The sequence below is a fragment of the candidate division KSB1 bacterium genome (assembly GCA_034506335.1).
In the GTDB taxonomy this organism is placed as follows: Bacteria; Zhuqueibacterota; Zhuqueibacteria; order JANLFK01; family Oleimicrobiaceae; genus Oleimicrobium.
Genome location: JAPDPR010000004.1, coordinates 86,676 through 106,563 on the forward strand (window position 1 = coordinate 86,676; position 19,888 = coordinate 106,563).

Annotated in this window: 13 protein-coding genes; 4 read left to right on the forward strand and 9 right to left on the reverse strand. The window is 59.6% G+C overall.

What is annotated here, in order from left to right:
- Position 1 precedes the first annotated feature (1 nt).
- From ONB25_02800 to ONB25_02825, 6 genes are all read right to left on the reverse strand, one after another.
- The gene (locus ONB25_02800) at positions 2–4,231 is read right to left on the reverse strand and encodes a S8 family serine peptidase (protein ID MDZ7391813.1); all 4,230 of its coding nucleotides are present in this window, start codon (positions 4,229–4,231) and stop codon (positions 2–4) included.
- A complete protein-coding gene (locus ONB25_02805; protein ID MDZ7391814.1) occupies positions 4,228–5,151 on the reverse strand; it encodes a glycosyltransferase family 2 protein in 924 nt (307 codons plus the stop codon). The genes ONB25_02800 and ONB25_02805 overlap by 4 nt, the downstream gene beginning before the upstream one ends.
- A gap of 441 nt (positions 5,152–5,592) precedes the next feature.
- Positions 5,593–7,080 (reverse strand): L-arabinose isomerase, encoded by a 1,488-nt coding sequence (gene araA / locus ONB25_02810; protein MDZ7391815.1) that lies wholly within the window; start codon positions 7,078–7,080, stop codon positions 5,593–5,595.
- Positions 7,058–7,792 carry an L-ribulose-5-phosphate 4-epimerase AraD gene (gene araD / locus ONB25_02815; protein ID MDZ7391816.1) on the reverse strand — a complete coding sequence of 245 codons (735 nt, stop codon included), beginning with the start codon at positions 7,790–7,792 and terminating at the stop codon, positions 7,058–7,060. Before araD ends, araA begins: the two co-directional genes overlap by 23 nt.
- Complete coding sequence (locus tag ONB25_02820) at positions 7,777–9,492, reverse strand: ribulokinase (GenBank protein ID MDZ7391817.1); 1,716 nt, start codon at positions 9,490–9,492, stop codon at positions 7,777–7,779. Before ONB25_02820 ends, araD begins: the two co-directional genes overlap by 16 nt.
- Positions 9,493–9,535: 43 nt before the next feature.
- Positions 9,536–11,281, reverse strand: a complete 1,746-nt coding sequence (locus tag ONB25_02825) for a sodium:solute symporter (GenBank protein ID MDZ7391818.1) — start codon at positions 11,279–11,281, stop codon at positions 9,536–9,538.
- 1,051 nt (positions 11,282–12,332) lie between these two features.
- On the opposite strand from ONB25_02825, the gene ONB25_02830 reads away from it, so the two are divergent.
- The gene (locus tag ONB25_02830) at positions 12,333–12,590 is read left to right on the forward strand and encodes a GlsB/YeaQ/YmgE family stress response membrane protein (protein ID MDZ7391819.1); all 258 of its coding nucleotides are present in this window, start codon (positions 12,333–12,335) and stop codon (positions 12,588–12,590) included.
- 36 nt (positions 12,591–12,626) lie between these two features.
- Entirely contained in the window at positions 12,627–13,823 is a 1,197-nt protein-coding gene (locus tag ONB25_02835) for a beta-lactamase family protein (protein ID MDZ7391820.1), read from the forward strand.
- 52 nt (positions 13,824–13,875) lie between these two features.
- On the opposite strand, the gene ONB25_02840 is transcribed toward ONB25_02835, so the two are convergent.
- The 3 genes from ONB25_02840 to rocD all read right to left on the reverse strand — a co-directional run bounded on the left by ONB25_02840 (position 13,876) and on the right by rocD (position 17,744).
- Positions 13,876–14,484 carry a hypothetical protein gene (locus tag ONB25_02840; protein ID MDZ7391821.1) on the reverse strand — a complete coding sequence of 203 codons (609 nt, stop codon included), beginning with the start codon at positions 14,482–14,484 and terminating at the stop codon, positions 13,876–13,878.
- 128 nt (positions 14,485–14,612) lie between these two features.
- Positions 14,613–16,496, reverse strand: a complete 1,884-nt coding sequence (locus ONB25_02845) for an MFS transporter (protein ID MDZ7391822.1) — start codon at positions 16,494–16,496, stop codon at positions 14,613–14,615.
- A 42-nt stretch (positions 16,497–16,538) separates the two neighbouring features.
- On the reverse strand, positions 16,539–17,744 hold the full coding sequence (gene rocD / locus ONB25_02850) for an ornithine--oxo-acid transaminase (GenBank protein ID MDZ7391823.1): 1,206 nt from the start codon (positions 17,742–17,744) through the stop codon (positions 16,539–16,541).
- Between the two features lie 376 nt (positions 17,745–18,120).
- Here rocD and ONB25_02855 point away from each other — a divergent pair, with 376 nt between their 5' ends.
- Both ONB25_02855 and ONB25_02860 read left to right on the forward strand, forming a co-directional pair.
- Positions 18,121–18,780: a hypothetical protein gene (locus tag ONB25_02855; protein MDZ7391824.1), complete on the forward strand. Its 660-nt coding sequence runs from the start codon at positions 18,121–18,123 to the stop codon at positions 18,778–18,780.
- Positions 18,781–18,871: 91 nt separating this feature from the next.
- Positions 18,872–19,861: a class A beta-lactamase-related serine hydrolase gene (locus tag ONB25_02860; GenBank protein MDZ7391825.1), complete on the forward strand. Its 990-nt coding sequence runs from the start codon at positions 18,872–18,874 to the stop codon at positions 19,859–19,861.
- Positions 19,862–19,888 lie beyond the last annotated feature (27 nt).

The following is a 19,888-nucleotide window of genomic DNA, read 5'->3' on the forward strand; positions in this document are numbered from 1 at the left end:
CTCACCGAACCACGGCCAGCTTCCCCATCACCCGCTCCTTGCCGTTCGTCACCACGTACAGGTAGACACCCGAGCCCACCAGTCGCCCATCAGCATCTTTGCCGTCCCAAAGGAGCCCCCCGTTGCCGTCCTTCTCCTCAAGCGTGCGGAGGAGTCTGCCATCCACGGTGAGGATGAAGATAGTGGCTCTCTCCGTGAGGTTAGCAAAAGTGAGCGAGGCACCTGCACGGAGCACAAAGGGGTTCGGATAGGTGAAGACCCGGGACAGATTGGGCTGGGCAAGAAGCAGGGCGAGGCGGTCTCCACGGCCAGGCAGGACCACAACTCCATCGCTGGATTTGAGTCCCGAGACGTACACGATGTGGTGGGCGTTCTCGGTACCCAGCGGTACCAGGGGGCTTACCTCGAGGAGTACCGAGCGAGGATCGGCGGGGTCAAGCATGCAACCCAGAATGTTTGTCCCTGGCTCGATCCTATAATTGGCTGGATTCTCGGCACTCTGCCGGTCCAGCGGCACACTGAAATTGAGTACGACCCGTGTGTTACCTCTCAAGGAAGCTGAGACCAGGTAGGGCGCCTGGGGTTGGCGCACAAACCAGAAGGGTGCACTGTTGCGCATGGTATCGATGGGGGTGCGTTTGCTATCAGAAACCGCGCACACACGGACCACAAGCGTATCCCCGCTGGGTAGAGCAGAGGGAAGGGTCATGATTACTTCCTGGCCCGACTTGTCGTGGAGCACCGAACTGATTGGATAGGGATAGCCGAGCACTGTGTAGCGCGCGGGGTCTTTGACTGAGTCGTCCATGGGTTCACTGAAGCGCAGGCGCACCGAAGTTTCGTTCAACGCCTGGGCTGATTCCAGGCGTGGGGGTGCATTCGGAGTCACCATCACAAGCCGCGAAGGGAGGCTTTCAGGCGGTTGGCCACTGGAGTCCACTGATGAGACAGCGATCCAATAGGCATGATCCTTCGTGAGGTCCCTCAGCGTACATGGCGGTGCTGCCACCCATCGTTTCAAGCTCAAGGAATCCGGGTGCTCGCCAAAGCGGACCCAATAACCCTGCACCTTTTCCACGGGTTTCCAACTCACTACCGCTCGCGAGGTGTCCAGGGGGAACGCGTCCACGTTCTTGGGAGCAGCGGGACGGCCTTGTGCCTGCACGCAGCGGAAGGCCAGGGTGGAGTGCCCATCGTTGAAAAAGACCTCTCTCACCCCGTCACCATCCGTGTCGGCAACTACCGCCGCATTGCTGCGATTGGGTCGATAGTGCCAGACAGAGCTGTAGGTTCCGGTGACCTCATCCCACTTCAGAATGTAGAAATCTGGAAACACGTTGACAAGAATCTCTGCGCGCCCATCATTGTCCACGTCCCCCGCTGAAACCCCGGCGTCGAAATCCTTGGGGAGCGAAAAGCCGAAGAACCGCCACTCCTTTTGGGGAGCGTACATGTCGTTGCCGGTGGCCTTGTAGACGCGATAGAGCCAGTGACGGGCATCATACTCATGCTCGGCGTCCAGACTTGGGTCAGAATGACACCCGACCACGAACTCCTGCTGTCCGTCCCCATCATAATCGCCACTTCCCAGGAAGTCGATGGTATCCATGAGAGGGAGGCGCTCGGACCAGATCATCCGGAAACGGCCATTCAGAGCCTCGCACTCGTAAAGGTAGACATCACCGTCATAGTCGCCGACAAGGACCTCAAGGCGGCCGTCCCGGTCGAAATCGGCCACCTCCACGTGCGGTACGCCGGTGATGTTGCTGCCGCCAGTCGGGTTCGGAAGCGAATCCCAGAGAGCAAACGCGTGTCCGCCTAAGGACCGCCACACCTGGTAGGTGGCACCCTTGCGCACAATGAGGTCTGATCGAGCGTCCCCGTCGAAATCTACCAGGCGGGCTCCCCAGGTATCGTTATCGCTCCACCATACGACCTGAAATGCCAAAGCGTGGGGTGCGGTCTGCTCAAAAAGGATGGTTCGTCCGCCGTAGCCCGCCAGTATTTCCCTCAGGCCATCGCCATCGGTATCGCCGATGCTCCGGGGAATTGCCGGTTCACGGCTCTCCCATACCGGTACCATCACGCCATCTACGTTGCGCCAGACGGTGAGCTTGCCAAAGATGTTTGTTCCGTTATACCGACAGGTTACCAGCTCATCCCGGCCGTCCCCGTCGAAATCTGCTGGCTGGGGGAAAAGATACACCGGCGGTAGCGAGGTAGGCAAGAGCTCCATTTCCACAGTCGACACTGGTGTGTCCTCTAAAGAGAGAGGGTAGAAGCGCCCCCCATTGTCGTCCACAGCGGCGAGCTGCGAACGGTTGGTGGCCTCGATGCGGAACAGAGTGCCAGGCGGGACCATCTGAGGCGTAAGAAAGACCCGATGTTCGGCCGTTTGGTAGGCGAGCCGGACCAGCTTGGAGGCTCCGGAAGGGAGCACACACTGCAGCTGGGCGTCGCAAAGCTCATCGGTGAGGAACGAGACCAAACAGCCAAGGAAATCTTCTTCGATCATTGGCGTTTGCGTAATAGCGCTAATACGCGGTGGGGTGCGGTCGATGAACACGCGCAGCGCCTGGCTCACGGTGCTGCCATCGGCGTTCTCTGCCGTCACGCGCACCATGTACTGTGTGTCTGGCAATGCGCTGACGTCCCACACGCCGAGGGTGTCGTCAATGACCTGTCGGCCATGAACTTTCAGAAAGGGATGCCATTCTTCTGGGTCAACCCCGGTGCCGTAGGAGAGCTCGTAGCTGCGCATGAAGACCCCAGCGGCGGTGCCGATGATGGGGATACTGCCCCCTGCGGCGCCGCGATCCAAACGGGGCCACGCGATTCGCACTACAGTGAAGTTGGGGCTGCGCAGTGCTGCGCAGGCGTTGATTCTGCCGGCCGCATAGTAACGGTCCCAGCCGATGCTTCCCAGGTCGTCGGCGGTGGCGAGCAAGGTGCCGCGCACGTTGTCGCTGCTATAATCGGGGTGTTGGGAGAAGATGAGTGCTGCCAGGGCCGACACAAAGGGCGCCGCCGCGGAGGTACCGCTGAAACTGGTATAACCATTGTTGAGGGCAGTCGTCCAAATGCCTGTGCCGGGGGCAACCACGTCCAGCGTGGGGCCATAGTTGGAGAAGCCGGCCAGATAGTCGGTGGAGTCAGTGGCGCCCACGGCGACGACCTCATCTAGCGCGGAAGGGTAATGGATTTGGGTGTTGGCACTGTTGCCCGCTGAGGCAACCAGCAGTACCCCACAAGCATGGGCATAGGCCACCGCGTCGCGCAGAAGTGGGGTGCAGACTATGTCGCCGAAGCTCATGTTCACCACCCGGGCGCCATTGTCGGCAGCATAGGCCAGCGCCGAGGCAACATCGTCCTCTTCGAGAAGACCGCTGCTGGTGCCCGCGCGCAGGTTCATTAGTCGGCAGCCATGGGCGAGTCCCGCGACGCCCACGTTGTTATCGGCCACCGCTCCCACAATGCCCGCCACCGCTGTGCCATGCCCGTTTTCGTCGAACGGGTCATTGTCCCGCGTCAGGTAGTCACCGCCGTCGGCGAAGTAGGGTGCGTCGGTAAAGTCCCAGCCCTGAATGTCGTCCACAAAGCCGTTGCCGTCGTCGTCTATTCCGTTGTAGTCGCTGGAGTCGGCAGCGCCATTTGCGTTGAGGTCTTCGCCTGCATTGATCCAAATGTTGGCAGCCAGGTCTTCGTGCCTATAGTCGATGCCCGTGTCGATAATTGCAATAAGGATCGCACGGTCGCCCCGATTGATATCCCAAGCCGCACTGGCCTGGATGCGCTTAAGGGCCCACTGGGCAGAGAAATGCGGGTCATTCGGCACATAGTGGATGCGATAGGAGTGGTTGACGTGGACATACTCTACCTCGGGCTCATTGGCCAAGGCCGCGATGAACTCCTCAACCCGGTCCACAGGAAGGCGCAGCTGATAGATCCGGTCCAGCCCGATTGTCCGCCGAGCCTCACGGTTGCGTGGAGCTGCTGGCGCCCCGAAGGTTGGAGCCAACGTGTTCACTTGAAGAGATGCGCACAGCTGGTCTAGGAGGGGAAAACCCGTACGGATCTGGCCGTCCGTCCCTCGGGCCAAGGCGCGCAGTGGGTGCCTCGTCTTGACAATCACGTCCCTGAAAGGCGATGTCTGTGCGGCCACGAGCAGCGGGCAAAGCAGGCACATTGTCATCAACGCTGCGCACCGTCTCAGTGGATGCTGTTCCTTCATGCCTCACCTTTCCCGTGCCTGGCGCACCGTGAGACCAAAGCCCATGCGACGCGTGGCCATAGCGCGACAAGGAGCACCAGCCTCGTGCCGAGGTCAACCAAAGGCAGTCGGCTGGGGTATTTGCGAAAATAGGCCACGAAATCCCGATGTGATGCCACTAAAGCACTGACCCGATGGGCGTACACACTGGCGCCCTTATGATGGATTGCGTACACCTCGGGCCTGAAGACCACGGGCCACCCTTTCTCCCAGAAACGCCGGCACCAATCGACGTCACTGAAGAATAGCACAAAGCGCTCGTCGAGCGGACCGACAGAGCGCACTGCCTCGCGGCGGGCAAGGAGAAATGCCCCCTGCGGCTGGTCGACCTCTCGCGGCGTGAGGTGATCAAAGTCGCCCATTTTCCAGCGGTTGAAGACCTTGCTGCGCGGAAAGAGTCGCGACAGACCGACGAGCTCGAAGAGCACGTCCAGCCTCCTGGGGAAGCGGCGGCACGAGGGCTGTATGCGCCCCTCTGGAAAGCGAAGCTGAGGCGCCACCATTCCTACGCCAGGGTTTTGTTCCAAATAGTCCACGAGGGAGCGAATGGTATTGCTGCGCACCACCACGTCTGGATTCAGCAAGAGCACATACTGCCCAATGGAAGAGACCAAACCCTGGTTTGCGGCCTTCGTGAACCCGGCGTTTTCGGCGTTGCGCACCAACCGAACTGGCGTAGAAGCGTCGGCCGCGATTTCCTCAACAACGGCACATGTGCCGTCCGAAGATGCGTTGTCGATCACCACGACCTCTGCTTGCAGCCTTTCCAGCGCCGCAAGCAAAGAACTGAGGCAGGCGCGAATATGGCGCTCGCTGTTATAGGTGACCACCACGACGGAGATGCCGCCCGCGGAAATGTCAGGCACTTTCCTCCTCACCATAACGCCTTGCCGTCTTCCTCTGCCCCTTTCGTTACGCTTGATGAAGGTAGCAAAAGCGCAAAAAAATAGCAACAGCTTTCTCTCTCAAGCCGGCGGTGTGGCCCGGTGTGGAAAGCAGATAGCTGCAGGGATTAGAACCCAGGCCAGCGGGACATTCGGCAATCCCTTGCTCATAGTGGCACAACAGCGGCAGGCGCCTTCCTGTCATAGGAGCGGTGAGATGTGCCTAAGGAAACCCGAGGAAAACAGAGCGTCGGAGTGGGCCTCCGGGGCAGATGATGGCTTGGTGCATCCTGGCACTCCCTGCAGTGCCAGAATACGACGTATGTCCGATTGCTCACGCGGAGGGCATCTCGGGAAAGAAGGTGATATGTGCTCTCCGGCGATTCCTTCAACCGCCACCGCGGCGACCCGCCACTGAACTAAGCCTAATGGCGAGATTTAGAAAGCGACTGCGTTCCAACGGAGCTCTTTCTTGAAATCTTCAACGTTGGTCCGCTCGTTGATTTCGAGCAGCTCCACCCCCGCGATTTCAGCGAAATCGCGCAGGGGTTGGGCACTCAGGGCCATAGTAAACGCCGTGTGGTGTGCGCCTCCTGCCAAGATCCAACAGTGTGCGGCGATCGGTAGATCTGGTTTCGGAATCCATACCGCCCTGGCCACAGGCAGTTTAGGTAACTCCTCATCGGGCAGGACGCTTTCCACCTCATTGAGCACCATCCGGAAGCGGTTTCCCAGATCAACGAGAGAGATGTTGAGAGCCGGCCCTGCTGGCACGGTAAAGACCAGGCGTGCCGGATCGGCTTTGCCACCAATCGCCAGCGGATGCACCTCCAGGCGCGGACGGTCAGCGGCCAGCGATTCGCAGACCTCAAGCATATGAGCCCCCAACACCTTCATGCGCGGAGTGGCCATGTGGTAGGTGTAGTCTTCCATGAAAGAGGTGCCGCCGCTCAGCCCGGAGGCCATCACCTTTATCGCCCGCACCAGAGCGGCAGTTTTCCAATCGCCTTCAGCGCCAAAGCCGTAACCGCGGGCCATAAGACGCTGTACCGCCAACCCGGGCAACTGCTGGAGCCCGTGCAAATCTTCGAACGTGGTGGTGAAGGCGGTGAACCCCCCATCCCGCAAGAAGTGCTCCAGCCCCAGCTCGATGCGAGCTGCTTCCCTCACCGCCGCGTGCTTTGCCCCACCAGGCTGAACGTCTTGGGCAAGGGCGTATCGTTCGCCATACTCTTTGACAAGTCTGTCCACCTCCACATCCGAAATGCTCTGCACCACTTTGACCAAATCACCCAGGCCATAGCCGCTTACCGAGTAGCCAAACCTCATCTGGGCTTCCACCTTGTCCCCCTCGGTCACGGCCACATCGCGCATGTTATCCCCGAAGCGCGCAACCTTGCCCGATTGCCAATCCTGCCAGGCGCTGGCCGCGCGCATCCAATGAGCCAGCTCGCGATGGACCTTCTTATCCTGCCAGTGTCCGACCACCACTTTCCTGGTGATGCCCAGTCTGCTGCACACAAAGCCGAACTCCCTATCTCCGTGTGCAGACTGGTTGAGATTCATGAAGTCCATGTCGATTTCCGACCAGGGTAGATCGCGATTGTACTGGGTGTGCAAGTGAACAAAAGGCTTGTGGAGTTTCTTCAGCGCCGCAATCCACATTTTGCCGGGGGAGAAGGTGTGCATCCACATCAGCAAACCCGTGCAGCTCCTTGACGCGTTGGCCTCGAACACCAGCTTCAGGATGTTTTCAGGGTCTGACAGCACCCCTTTGAACACAACGCGCGAGGGAATTTCCGGTGAGGCATCCAAAGAGGCGGCTATTTCTTGCGAATGCTGGGCCACCTTCTCCAGAGCTTCGTCGCCGTACAGATGTTGGCTCCCGGCGACAAACCAGACTTCAAAATTGGGGTAGACCTTCATCGCTGGTCTCTCGTGAACTTGTTCTTTCTTGGCCATAGTAGGCATGCGGTCCGTGCTTGCGCTGAAAGTGCTTTCGCAGTAGGTATTCTGGCAAACTGCCTATCCTCTCGTGCAAGAGGAGCGTTTGGAAAGCCATCTGGGCCACTTTCTCCAACACGACGCTGGTATTCACTGCGTCCATTGGGCTTTGGCCCCAGGCGAACGGGCCGTGGCCGGCGAGCAACACAGCTGGCACTTCCAAGGGATTCAATCCAGAAAGGGTTTCGACGATCAGCAATCCGGTTGCGCGCTCATAGTCTTCTTCTGCTTCCTCTGCAGAGAGGTAGCGGGTGACGGGGATCGGCCCGTTGAAATGATCAGCGTGAGTCGTGCCCAAACAGGGGATGGGCAGACAGGCCTGCGCAAAGGAGGTGGCGTAGTTGCTGTGAGTGTGGGCGATTCCTCCTATTCCATCAAATGCCCGATAGAGAACCAGGTGCGTGGGGGTGTCCGACGAGGGCTTCCACTTGCCCTCGACAACCTTGCCCTCCAGGTCAACGACGACCATGTCCGCAGGAGTCATGTGTCGGTAATCAATGCCGCTGGGTTTGATCACGACAAAGTTTTCCCCTGGGCTACGTCCGCTCACGTTGCCCCAAGTGAGCGTTACGAGGCCATGCTCGATTAGGGCGAGGTTAGCTTCGAGGACCTCCGCCCTTAGCTGTTCGAGCATCCCTTTTCCTTCCGCACCCTGTCCCTGATTTCCAGCAGGTCCTTCATCACGTTGTACATGTGCCCTGACCACTCACGGGTCCCGAAGGCATCATGCAGCTGGCGATAGAGCTTGTAGATCTGCTGGTAGATGCGATGGCTGGCTTGGTCCGGGTGGTAGACCTTGCCGGTGGCAGTCATCTTCTCCTTGGCCTCTCGGACCGTGTCGTATCCCCCGCGAGCCTTTCCGGCTGCCACTGCTGCGAAGATGGCTGCCCCTAACGCCGGCGCCTGATCGCTCCGGGCCACCTTCATCGGCCTTCCGGTGACGTCGGCATAAATTTGCATGAGAAGGGGGTTCTTGGTGGCCAGGCCGCCGCAGTTGACGATTTCGCGCGCAGGCACGCCATAGCTCTGGATTCTGTCAATAATAGTCAGCGCCCCAAATGCAGTGGCTTCTATGAGCGCCCGATAGACCTCATGCGCCTGGGTGTGCAACGTCTGGCCAAGCAGCAAGCCGGTGAGGCGCACGTCCACCAGGATGGTACGATTCCCATTGTTCCAATCCAGGGCAAGCAATCCGCTCTCGCCCGGTCGGAGTCGTGCTGCCGCTTGTCCTAAGCGCTCGAACTTCTCCTCGGCGGTGGAGCCGTATGAGCCGGGCACGAGGCTATTGACAAACCACAAGAAGATGTCCCCTACGGCGGATTGCCCGGCTTCGATGCCATAGTAGCCGGGGAGCACCGAGCCATCGACGATGCCGCACACGCCGGGAATGGCCTCCAAGGGCTCTGAATTCGGCCACACCATGATGTCGCAGGTGCTGGTTCCGAGGATCTTCACCAAAACGCCCACGTCCACGCCCGCACCTACTGCCCCCATGTGAGCGTCGAATGCGCCCACGGTCACCACCACGTCCGTCGAAAGCCCCAACTTCTTCGCCCATTCGGGACTGAGGTTTCCTGCCTTTTGGTCAGCAGTGTAGGCCACCTGGTAAAGGCGGGAGCGCATCGCTGCTATCTCGGGGGACAGCTCCTTAAGGAACTCCTCATCGGGGAGTCCTCCCCATTCAGCGTTGTAGAGGGCCTTGTGGCCTGCGGCACACACGCTGCGCTTGATGCGCGCTGGATGTGTGTCTCCCACCAACAGGGCGGGGATCCAGTCACAGATTTCCACGAAACTATAGGTTGCGGCGAAGACCTCTGGTGCCACTTTCTGCAGGTGCCAGAGCTTGCTCCAGAACCACTCGGAGGAATAGGCTCCCCCTATTTTGGCCAGGTAGTGGGGTCTAAGCTTTTGCGCGATCTCCGTGATCTTCTGTGCCTCGGCGTAGCTAGTATGGTCTTTCCAGAGCCAGACCATCGCCGCAGGGTTGTCTCGAAAGCGTTCGAAGAAGCAGAGGGGCACGCCCTCTTCATCAACGGCAACTGGACTACTCCCGGTGGTGTCAATGCCGATGCCGATAATCTGGTCCGGCGAAAATGTTCGCTCGTTTTCTCTGGCACGCGTAATTACTCCTGGGATGACGGTTTCGAGTCCGGTCACATAGTCCGCCGGGTTCTGACGCGCCAAGTTGGGGTCCGCTGGGTCGAGGATTATCCCGGCGGTGCCAGAGGGGTATTGATAGACCGTGGTGGCCAACTCCCGGCCGTCGGTAATATCCACGAGCACGGCCCGGCAGGAGTTTGTCCCAAAGTCGATGCCTATGGTGTACTTGCCCAAGCTCGTTCTCCCTTTTTCGCGAAGGTTAAGACGGTCGGCTCCTCTACCCGGAGAAATAGATATACGCCATGATGATGAAAAGCACGAGGAGCACCGAGGCAAACACGTCTCGCTTATTCCAGCTTGCCCGCGATTCGCGGCGCTGCTCCTCCGTGGTGGTGCCGAACGTCAAGCCGGTCAGCTTCGCGTAAGGTGGCTCTGGGGTCGCATAGCTCACCACAATCATGACCACAACGGTCACGGCGGTGATGAAAAGACTGTAGTACTGGAAGTAGATGTGGTTTACGATCCATAGGAATGACCCCGGCGCGTAGTGCACATGAAAGAGCTTAACAGGCGTATCCACTGCCAGCCTAAAGAGCCCCAGCGCAAATCCGGTGAGCAATGCTGCCACACATCCTCTTGCGTTCATGCGCCGCCAGAACACGCCCATGAAGAACACGACAAAGATTGGTGGGGCAAGGTAGGACTGCACACCTTGCAGATAGTCGTACAACCCTTTGCCGCCACGGATCACCGGGATCCAGAACAGTCCGATGACGACCATGACGGTCGTGGCCATTCGTCCCACCCACACGAGGTGCCTTTGACTTGCTTCAGGGCGGAAACGTGAGTAGAAATCGATGGTGAAGAGCGTTGCAGAGGCGTTGAATACACCTGCCAAGGAGCTCATCAGCGCGGCCAGCAGACCAGCGACGACGATGCCTCGTACGCCGACCGGCAGCACATGGGCGACCAGCAGCGGAAACGCGCGCTGGGCATTTTCGCGGATTATTTCCCCATTTGGGCCGAGCAGTTGACTCTGCAATACAGGAATCTTTCCACTTACGGCCAGAGCATAGACGATCATGCCAGGGATGATGAAGATGAACACTGGGAGCAGCTTGAAGAACCCCGCGCAGATAGCCCCGCGCCGAGCTTGCTGTTCGTTCGGTGCGCCCAGGGCCCTCTGCACGATGTACTGGTCGGTGGTCCAGTACCAAAGGCCGATGATGGGAGCGCAAAAGAGCATGCCGACCCAGGGGTAGTTGTCATTGAAATACCAAGCCATGCGCCCGGCTTCAAGCACGGGTGCCCAGGTGCCTTCCACGCCCTTTGGCACCAAGGGCTTCCACAAGTTGAACATTTCTGAACCGGCCACCGCGCGTAGTGTCTCCCAACCTCCGAGGGCGTGAAGGCCAAAAAGCGTGACGAGGATGGAACCAACTACGAGCACGATGGTTTGCAGGGCCTCTGTGTAAGCGACGGCTCGAAGCCCCCCGAGGATGGTGTAAATTCCGGTCAGAACAATCACCAGTATGGAACCGACCCAGAAACTGTCCATCCCCAGGAAGCGCACTTCAGGCAGAAGGACGCTGAAGACAATGCCGCCGGCAAAAATGCCCACGGCAATCTTGGTGAGTACGTAGGCGATCAGTGAGATGGCCGAGAGAATCGTGCGCGCCGAGGCGGAGTAGCGGCGCTGCAGGAACTCGGGCATGGTGAAGACCCTGGAGCGCATGTAGAAGGGCACCATTACCCAGGCGAGCACCAAGAGACACCAGGCGTGGAGTTCATAGTGCGCCATAGCCACGCCATCGGTGGCGCCTGAGCCCGCCAATCCGACCAGGTGTTCGGAACCGATATTTGAGGCGAAAATCGAAGCGCCGACGATGAACCACCCCAGGTGCCGCCCGGCCAAAAAGTATTCCGTAGAGGTGTTCTGCCTTTGCCGGATGACCCACCAGGCAATCCCCAGGACGACGGCAAAGTATCCGGCGATGATGATCCAGTCCAAGGTTTGTAGCATGTCCGTTCCCTCCGGGTCCTATGACCGTCAATCTGCGCTGCGACACTGTGCTTGGCACAGAGGCCCTGTCCGTCTCCGGGAACAGATGAGGCAGGACGCGATCGGTGACTCGCACGCATCCCCCTCCGGAGGGACAGACCTCCGCCTATGGCATTGCCCCGACCTGTGTCGGGCACCTATGATCTTCGCACCGGCGGGGAGACACAACGAACGAGGGGCACTTCCGCGCTGCCCCATGTTGCAAGGCGAAAGAAGGACCAGGAGAGGGTTCTCTGCGCCGTCCCTTTCGCGGGAAAATGTAATCTCGATTCGGCAGGGTGTGAACCTGGGAAACCGGTGTGGGGTGATTAGGAGGATACCAGCTGTGGCATTTCGTGGTGTACATCGGCCGCAAGCAACCCAAAGCCTTGTCCGCCTCTGTGGCAGCAAGGAAGCTCCTGTCTTGTGCACTCCCGTGCATGGATAAGTGCGCCGGCACTCGAAGGGTATTTTACCAATTCCGGCGCTCAATGTCAAGTTCTTTTTGGGGGGGTAGAGATCTGGACACATGGCGCAACCCTCATACTTTCTGCGGCGGTTAGGCAGGTTGCCGGAGGGAGGGGCCAATCGCCCTGTTCCTGCGCAGTGAAACGTCTTCCTCCCTGAGAATCGAAGGCCACCGTGCGCATTTGCGTGAGGAGGTTTCTTGAACCTGGTTCAAAAGTGGTCGTGAGCTAGCACCTCCGGGACGCATTGCACGATGTGCGGCGACGCTGGGAGACACAGGTTGAAACGCGTGAAAGTCGCTAGCGGCTGTAAGATCGCTCCAGCCAGCACGACTTACCCGCAGGGCGCACCACCCGGGGTCAAAAGCCGGGTAGTGTGGCTGGCAGAGCTCTTATCCCTTGCGGCACCCTACCCGGTCGCCCCAAGAGGGGGAGCGGAAATCTGGTCTGACCATCGAGCCCCTTGCTCACATTCTCCTTGCATTTTTCCCTCATGCTGCTTACTTTTGGCGCGTCAGTCCGTGGTGCAAAGTCAAACCTTTTCGCACGGAACGCGCGGAGGCCATATGTCGCTGCTGGGATTTTTGGTGCTGCTGCTGGTCGCGGCAGTGTGCGGATCCGTCGGCGCCGCCATCGCCGGCTTCTCGCGGCCCGGATGCCTGGCCAATATCGCCATCGGGTTGATAGGCGCCGTAATCGGCAGCTGGCTAGCCAACCAATTGCACGCCCCGCCATTCCTCGTGGTGGCCCGCATCCCGGTGTTCTGGGCAGTCATTGGCGCCGCCCTGTTCATGGCCATAATCGGCGCGATCAGCAGAAGATAGCGCCCCGCCCCCACCTAGTCAGGGTAAGGAGCTCATATGCGCACCATCCGCATCCTTGCTGCCTTGGTGTTGTGCGTGTTTTCCGCCAGTGGAGTCTTTGCCGGCCTCCCCCAGGGGCGGCCCGAGCAAGTGGGGATGTCCGCAGCTCAGCTTGCGCTTGCAGACAGCCTTGTCCTCCAGGCCATTCGCAACCAGGAGATTCCCGGCGCGGTGCTGTTGGTCATGCGCCATGGCCGCGTGGTTGTGCACAAGGCCTTCGGGAATTGTCAGCTTGTCCCGGTGCCGCGCCCGATGAGTGAGGACATGATCTTTGACCTGGCGTCAATTACCAAACCGGTGGCAACCGCGACCTCGGTGATGATCTTGGTGGAACAAGGCAAGCTTCGGCTTGAGGACAAGGTGAAGCTTTTCGTACCTTCGTTCACCCCGTACATCGACGAACACGGCGCCAGCGGTGAGGACGCGTGCATCTGGCACCTTCTCACCCATACTTCCGGCCTCCCACCCTACACGAACGCCGACAGCGTTGCCAAGCGCTACGGGAGCCCCTGCCGTACTGACTCGCTGGTTGCGTACATTTCCAGGCTGAAGAAGCTGAATCCTCCGGGAAAGGCGTTCCACTACAGCTGTTTGGGCTTTATCACCCTGGCGCACATTGTGCACAAGGTGAGCGGCCACCCCTTGGATGAATTCGCACGGACACACATCTTCGAGCCTTTGGGCATGCGGAGCACAACCTTCTGCCCGGACAGTACCCTGCTTCCGCGGGTGGTCCCCACTGAGGTGGTGCAAGGCGCCCCGTTGTGCGGCGTGGTGCACGATCCCCTTGCCAGGTTGCAGGGCGGCGTCTCGGGCAACGCTGGGCTCTTTTCCAGTGCCGAGGACTTGGCTGTGTTCGCGCAGATGATGCTCAGTGAGGGAGAATACGGGGGAAGGCGCATCCTTAGTCCGCTCGCGGTGCGCCTCATGACTTCCGTCTACCCTAAGGTGGCGGAAATGGGCCGCGGCCTGGGCTGGGATGTACGCAGTGTCTATGCATCAAACGCCGGTGACCTGTTCCCTGGCGGGTACGGGCACACGGGCTACACTGGCACTTCAATTTGGATAGACCCCACCACGGACACGGTCGTAATCCTTCTTACCAACCGCGTCCACCCAAAGGATGTGGGTAGCGTCGTGCGCCTGCGCAGCCTAGTGGCAAATGTGGTGGCCGGTGCGATTGTCTCCCCCTAGCGGGAAACGCCCGGCGTGCCTGGGCTAAGGGCCTTGCCCGCCAAAGGAGGGCTCAGTCTTCCTTGATTGCCCAGAAGTGAAACGGCGGTGTCGGGAACCGGTCGATGGCCTTGAGGTAGTGGCCCGGCCTGAACAGAAACCCGGGACCTTGGCGCTGCACTTTGCCGTTCACCTTCCAGACACCGTATGAGGCGCCGAAGTAACGCTCGCCGTTTTGCACCGGTGTGATCTGAAAGACGATCTCGTACGTGATGGTGGTCTCCGGCGCGCAGAAGGTGTACGTGTAGTGCTCGCCCCGCCGGGCCGTCGTCTTGAAAAGCAGCTCCTCTCGGACCAGTCCCCTTGCGGTGTCCACGTGGGCAAAGAACAGGCCGTCCTCGGCCGGGCGCACCGCGAAGAAGTCTCCTAATGGCAGATAGTCTTTGCCCTGGAGGATCACCGGCTCCCCGATTCGCCACTCCACGGTCTCGGTCATGCGGGCCGGCCCCGGCAGACTGTCGTAAATCGCGTGTCGATAGGTCCAGCAAGTGCCGGGGCTGAGCGGCATAAGCTCAATCCCACCCGGGAGCCGCTCTGGTACGGACGTGGGCCACTTTTCCCCGCACGCAAGCAGCAGCGAGGTCAGCACCACGGCGGTGAGCACCAGAGTGCACGCACGCATCGCTCTTTCCCCTCCTTTTACAGCTAGACCCTCTGTGAAGGAAACACCCGGGCTAAATAATCCGCTACCTGAGTGGGGCCATTTCCCACCTGCAGCAGGACCACAGCCCTTCCCCTATTCCTAACCCGTCACGTCCCCTTTTCGTCTTTCTTTTTGCCGAACTCTGGGTCCAGTGGCAATAGCGCGACGATGATAAAGCCGGGGAGGGTGCACAACAATACCCAAAGGAAAAACTGCTTGTAGCCGATCAACTCCTGTATCCAGCCGCTGATCATCCCCGGCAGCATCATCCCCAACGCCATGAAGCCGGTGGCGATGGCAAAGTGAGCAGTTTTGTATTCGCCCTCAGCGACGTAGATCATGTACAGCATGTACGCGGTAAAGCCAAAGCCGTAGCCGAACTGTTCGATGGCCACGCACAGGTTGATAATCAAGAAGTTGTCCGGCTGGGTGTGGGCCAGGTACAGGTAGACGCTGTCCGGCACGTTGATTGCCAATGCCATGGGCAGGATCCACTTCCTGAGCCCGTCGCGTGCGACCAAGAAGCCGCCGAGGATGCCGCCCAACGACAGGGCAAGCAGTCCAACCGTGCCGTAGACAAAGCCCACCTGGCCGGTGGTCAGCGCCAAGCCCCCTGCCTCTTGGCTATCCAGCAGGAACGGCGAGGCCATCTTGACCAGTTGGGCCTCTGCAAGCCTGTAGAGCAGCAACATGGCCAGCGAGATGCCTATGTGCTTCTTGGTGAAGAACGTGGCGAAGGTCCGGCCAAAGTTGGCGAAAAAGGCCTTTATCCCACCCGATCGTCTCGGCACGTCACTGCTTGGGTAAGGGAGCACGAAGCGGTGATAGATCATGAAAAGGATAAAGAGCACCCCGAGCGCCGTGAAGGTAAGGATCCAGGACAGGCGGATGTTGCCGGCCCGCGCCACAAAGCGCGCCGCCGATGGCGTGCGCAGTTTCGGGTCCAGCTGGACGACTGCCAAAGCGGGCCTTGCCCAGTTGTCGCTGGTAAATTCGAACCTGCCGCCCTCGATCAGGGAAATGCTCTTGTCGCCACCTTCCCGGCCGAAGTGCACGACCACCGTCTTGCCGGGAGCCGGCGGGCCGGAAAGGCGCACGTTGACCACGGCAATGTTCCCGGCGACGGTCTGGCCTTTCGGCACGGCCGAGCGCGACCCGAATACGTTAAGGAAGACGCGCGCCACTGGCTGGGCCACGTGCCGCTGCCACCAAGAAGGGCCACGGGCATCTTCTGCCTGTTTCAGCTCCGCCTTGCTTTCTGCCCTTAGTGCGCGCGCCGCGTTCCATTGCCGAGCACGCGCGAGCACTTCGCTCACCTCCTGAGGAGCCCTCGTCCGAAGCTCTACCACCACGGTGTCGGGTTCGATGATCAAGCGCAAAGGGCCCTGCTCAGCCTCTGCGATGGCGCTATCGGGCCATGCCGGTTGGGACAGTTGTTGAGAGGCCACTACCGGCACCTCCACCGGGCGCAAACCTGTGTGCCCTTCGATATACCCCGCCAGAATAACCAGCAACCCCTGCCCGGTGAGCATGGCGAACCGATAGAACGTGCTCCGAATGCCCACAAACCACGCTTGCTGATGCTGGCTCAGCCCCAACATGTAAAAGCCATCCGCTGCAATGTCATGCGTGGCTGAGCCAAAGGCCAGGAGCCAAAGAATACCCAGGGTCACCTTGAAAAAGTTGGGCAGAGGAATAGCGAGCGCCATAGAGGCAAGTGCCGCCCCGATCAGCAGTTGCATCAGGATGATCCACATGCGTTTCGTCCTGATGATCTCTACCACCGGGCTCCACAGCGGCTTAATGACCCATGGCAGGTAGAGCCAACTGGTGTACAGCGCGATTTCCGCATTGGAGATGCCCATGCGCTTGTAAAAGATGACCGAAACGGTCATCACCACGATGTAGGGGATGCCCTCCGCGAAGTAGAGGGTGGGCACCCACAACCACGGTGAGCGCGGTTTCCGTTGTTCCTTCTGTTGTGATGCCACCTATTCCCTCGCCTGCTTACCTCTATTCTCTTGCCCGATTCCTTACGGCAGCGTCTCCAAGACCTCCTTGATGTGCTCGAACGCCCAGTCCAGGTCGCGCTTGCCGATGATCAGCGGTGGCGCAAAGCGGATAACGTGTTCGTGGGTCTCCTTGCACAGTAACCCTTTTTGCTGCAGCGCCTCGCAAAAGCGCCGCGCTCCACCAGCTTGGGGATGCAGCTCCACCCCGATGAGCAATCCCTTGCCGCGCACCTCCCTCACATGCTTGCTGTTGATGGTGCGAAGTTTTTCCATCAAGTAGGCGCCCATCTTGAAGGCGTTCTCAGGCAGTCGCTCCTCAACAATGATGCGCAGAGCCTCACGCGCAATGGCGCAGGCCAAAGGGTTACCGCCAAAGGTGGAACCGTGCTCGCCCGGTGTGAATACCCCGAGGACCTCCTTGCGGGACAAGACCGCAGAGACAGGATAAAAGCCCCCGCTCAGCGCCTTGCCCACGGTGATAACGTCAGGTTTGATCCCCTCATATTCGAACGCGAACAGCTTACCGGTCCTGCCTAAACCGGTCTGAATCTCATCCAAGATAAGCAGGACATTATGCTCGCGGCAGATTGCGGCTGCCTGACGGAGATAGCCCGGGGGCGGAACGATGATTCCGCCTTCACCTTGGATGGGTTCCACCAAAAAGGCGACCGTGTTCTTGCCGATCGCCTTCTCCAACGCCCGCGCATCACCGTATGGAATGATCTTGAAGCCTGGCGTGAAAGGGCCGAACCACTGGCGGTACAAGGGTTCTGTGGAAAAGCCAACGATAGTGGTGGTCCGCCCGGCAAAATTGTTTTCGCACACGATGATTTCGGCTTTGTCTCTCTTGACCCCCTTCTTGGTGTAGCCCCACTTGCGCGCTGCCTTGATCGCCGTCTCCACCGCCTCGGCCCCGCTGTTCATTGGCAGGGCCAACTCAAACCCGGTCAGTTCGCACAGCTCTTTGCAAAAGAGGCCCAACTGGTCGTTGCGGAACGCGCGCGAGGTGAGGGTCAGCCGGCGGGCTTGCTTGCCGATTGCCTTGACCAACCGCGGGTGACAGTGTCCTTGATTCAGTGCCGAGTAGCCGCTGAGAAAGTCCAAGTAGCGATTGCCCTCGACGTCATACACCCAAATGCCTTTACCTCTGGTGAGAACCACGTCAAGCGGATGGTAGTTGTGCGCGCCATACTGATCCTCGAGCCGAATGAGTTCCTCCGTCTTCATACGGTTCCTTTCGCTTTGTGCGACTACCCTGCGACATCTCGGGCTAAGTTACAACAAAAAGGTGCAAATTGCAACTGCAATCTGGCACAGGCAGTCTCCACACCGGAGGCCGACGTGGCGGTGGGCAACGAATGCACCTCCGATCAGTGAAGCAGCGCGAACCTAAGGTTTGGACCCGAGTGGCGGACCGGGTTCAAAAAACTGTTCCGGCAGCTTCTGCGAGCTGCCGGGCCGGCGACACTACGCTTCAGTAGCGTAGAACGACCTGCCTAAACCAGGTGCATTTTTTCTTGACAAACTCGCCAAATAGTGTTAACTTCGTAATGTTTGCTGGGAAACTGAAAACACTGGCGGCCCAACGAGTTGCGGAGGAAGCATGCAGAAATGGAAGCTTCGCGGTGCGGCAGGGCTGTGCGCCTCGGTCATACTTCTTTGGCATTGGGGCGGAGCCAATGCTGGGGGCCCTATCTATGGCGGAGGGGGCGGACCCTTCGTCACCTTCAAGGCCTTTGAGAGCACCGGGATGGATCAGCTTGCGCGCGTGGTGGGCGTGCCCTGCCTGGCCTCTTGGATGAGAGGGGCTGGTGGCGCAGGCTACGCCTTCATAGGCAGTGCCCGCATCGGCGGGCTCGGCGGAGCAGCTTCTGTGCGCTCCTCTGCGCTCGTAGCTGGCCAGGAACGTTCCCTGAAGGTCGACTTTGGGTACGGCGGCTTCCTGGCGGAGTACGTCAGCCGTTACCGCAGACTCACCACCTCAGCAGGCTGCGTGTTGGGTGGCGGGGCCTATGAGGTCCAAATCGAGGACGAGAACGGCACCCATAAAGCTAGCAGAGGTTTCTTCTGCCTCCAACCCTGCGCGGGACTGCGTGTGCAACTGGTGCACTTTGTAGCCTTGCAGGCGTGGGCAAGCTATCTTTTCCCCGTTGCGGAGGATTTGTCCATACGGTACGGCTCGGCCCTGTATCATTTGACTGCCGGGGAAATGGGCGGGCTCGCGTTCTTGCTCGGTTTAGAGTTCGGCGGCAACGCTCCCTGACAGCAAGACGCAATAACTGCGCGTGTGTGCGTCTCGGGCTCATTGAGAGGACAAGGGAGCCTCTCGTCAGCGGAAAACGTAAGGAAATGCCATGGACCTACTGCTCCAACGCCTGTGGGTGGTGGGGATCTGTGCGCTGATGGTCACGTGTGCTCGTGGGCCCTCTCCGACCATGACCATCCCTAAGGAGGTGACGCGGGAGGCCTTAACCGAGCCACAGCCTTGCGGGGCGCTCCAAGAACTACTCAGGGCTGCCGCAGAGGTTGCTCTGCGCGAGTGCGGCACGCCGCTGAGCGAGCGAACACTGTGGGCCTCCCTCATCGACCTCAGTGATCCTCGTTTGCCGAAGATGGCCTCCTACGGGGGGGCGGAGCAGGTCTATCCAGCGAGCGTTGTCAAAGCCTTCTACATGGTAGCGGCCTATCACCAAGTGCAGGAGGAGATGCTGCGGCTTGATCGCTCTCTGCGCCGCGACCTGAGGCTCATGATTGAGATCAGTGACAATGAAGCGACCAACCGCATCGTCGACCGACTGACTAACACTACGTCAGGCGATTCCCTTGCAGCTCCTGCCTATGAGGAATTTGCCTACAAACGCAACTGGATGAACCGATACTTTCGGAGCTTAGGGTTTACGCACGTCAACGCATGTCAGAAGACGTGGGATGGGGAGCCGTATGGCAGAGACTTGCAACTCTTGGGGCTCCCAGATGGTCCAAACTACGTCAACAGCAACAAGTTGACTACGGATGAGACGGCACTACTGTTGTATCTCATTGATCAGCGGAAGGTGGTGAGCAGGAGCGCCTGTCAGGCGATGCTCAAGCTCATGCGGCGCGCACCGGACCCCGCGGACCTGTTCTTGGCCGGGGTGGTGCCTCCGGACGGCCGCCTGTGGAGCAAGCAGGGGCTTGTGGACAGCAAGCGGCACGATGCAGGTATCATTCACCTCGCCAACGGTAGGCGGTTTATCCTGGTGGTTTTTACCGACAAGTCCGCGGGTGACTGCGACCTATTGCGGCGCTTTGCCCGTCGCGTGGTGGACCACTATGCGTCGCTGCCGCGCGCACATCCGGGCTGAGCATTGGTTCGCACACCTCCCTTTTGC

Excerpts from the sequence above, each read along its gene's own strand:
- ONB25_02835 (MDZ7391820.1), top strand. The coding sequence starts at position 12,627 with ATGCGCACCATCCGCATCCTTGCTGCCTTGGTGTTGTGCGTGTTTTCC.
- ONB25_02855 (MDZ7391824.1), top strand. The coding sequence starts at position 18,121 with ATGCAGAAATGGAAGCTTCGCGGTGCGGCAGGGCTGTGCGCCTCGGTC.
- ONB25_02805 (MDZ7391814.1), bottom strand. The coding sequence starts at position 5,151 with ATGGTGAGGAGGAAAGTGCCTGACATTTCCGCGGGCGGCATCTCCGTC.
- ONB25_02830 (MDZ7391819.1), top strand. The coding sequence starts at position 12,333 with ATGTCGCTGCTGGGATTTTTGGTGCTGCTGCTGGTCGCGGCAGTGTGC.
- ONB25_02840 (MDZ7391821.1), bottom strand. The coding sequence starts at position 14,484 with ATGCGTGCGTGCACTCTGGTGCTCACCGCCGTGGTGCTGACCTCGCTG.
- ONB25_02860 (MDZ7391825.1), top strand. The coding sequence starts at position 18,872 with ATGGACCTACTGCTCCAACGCCTGTGGGTGGTGGGGATCTGTGCGCTG.
- ONB25_02800 (MDZ7391813.1), bottom strand. The coding sequence starts at position 4,231 with ATGAAGGAACAGCATCCACTGAGACGGTGCGCAGCGTTGATGACAATG.
- araD (MDZ7391816.1), bottom strand. The coding sequence starts at position 7,792 with ATGCTCGAACAGCTAAGGGCGGAGGTCCTCGAAGCTAACCTCGCCCTA.
- rocD (MDZ7391823.1), bottom strand. The coding sequence starts at position 17,744 with ATGAAGACGGAGGAACTCATTCGGCTCGAGGATCAGTATGGCGCGCAC.
- araA (MDZ7391815.1), bottom strand. The coding sequence starts at position 7,080 with ATGAAGGTCTACCCCAATTTTGAAGTCTGGTTTGTCGCCGGGAGCCAA.
- ONB25_02825 (MDZ7391818.1), bottom strand. The coding sequence starts at position 11,281 with ATGCTACAAACCTTGGACTGGATCATCATCGCCGGATACTTTGCCGTC.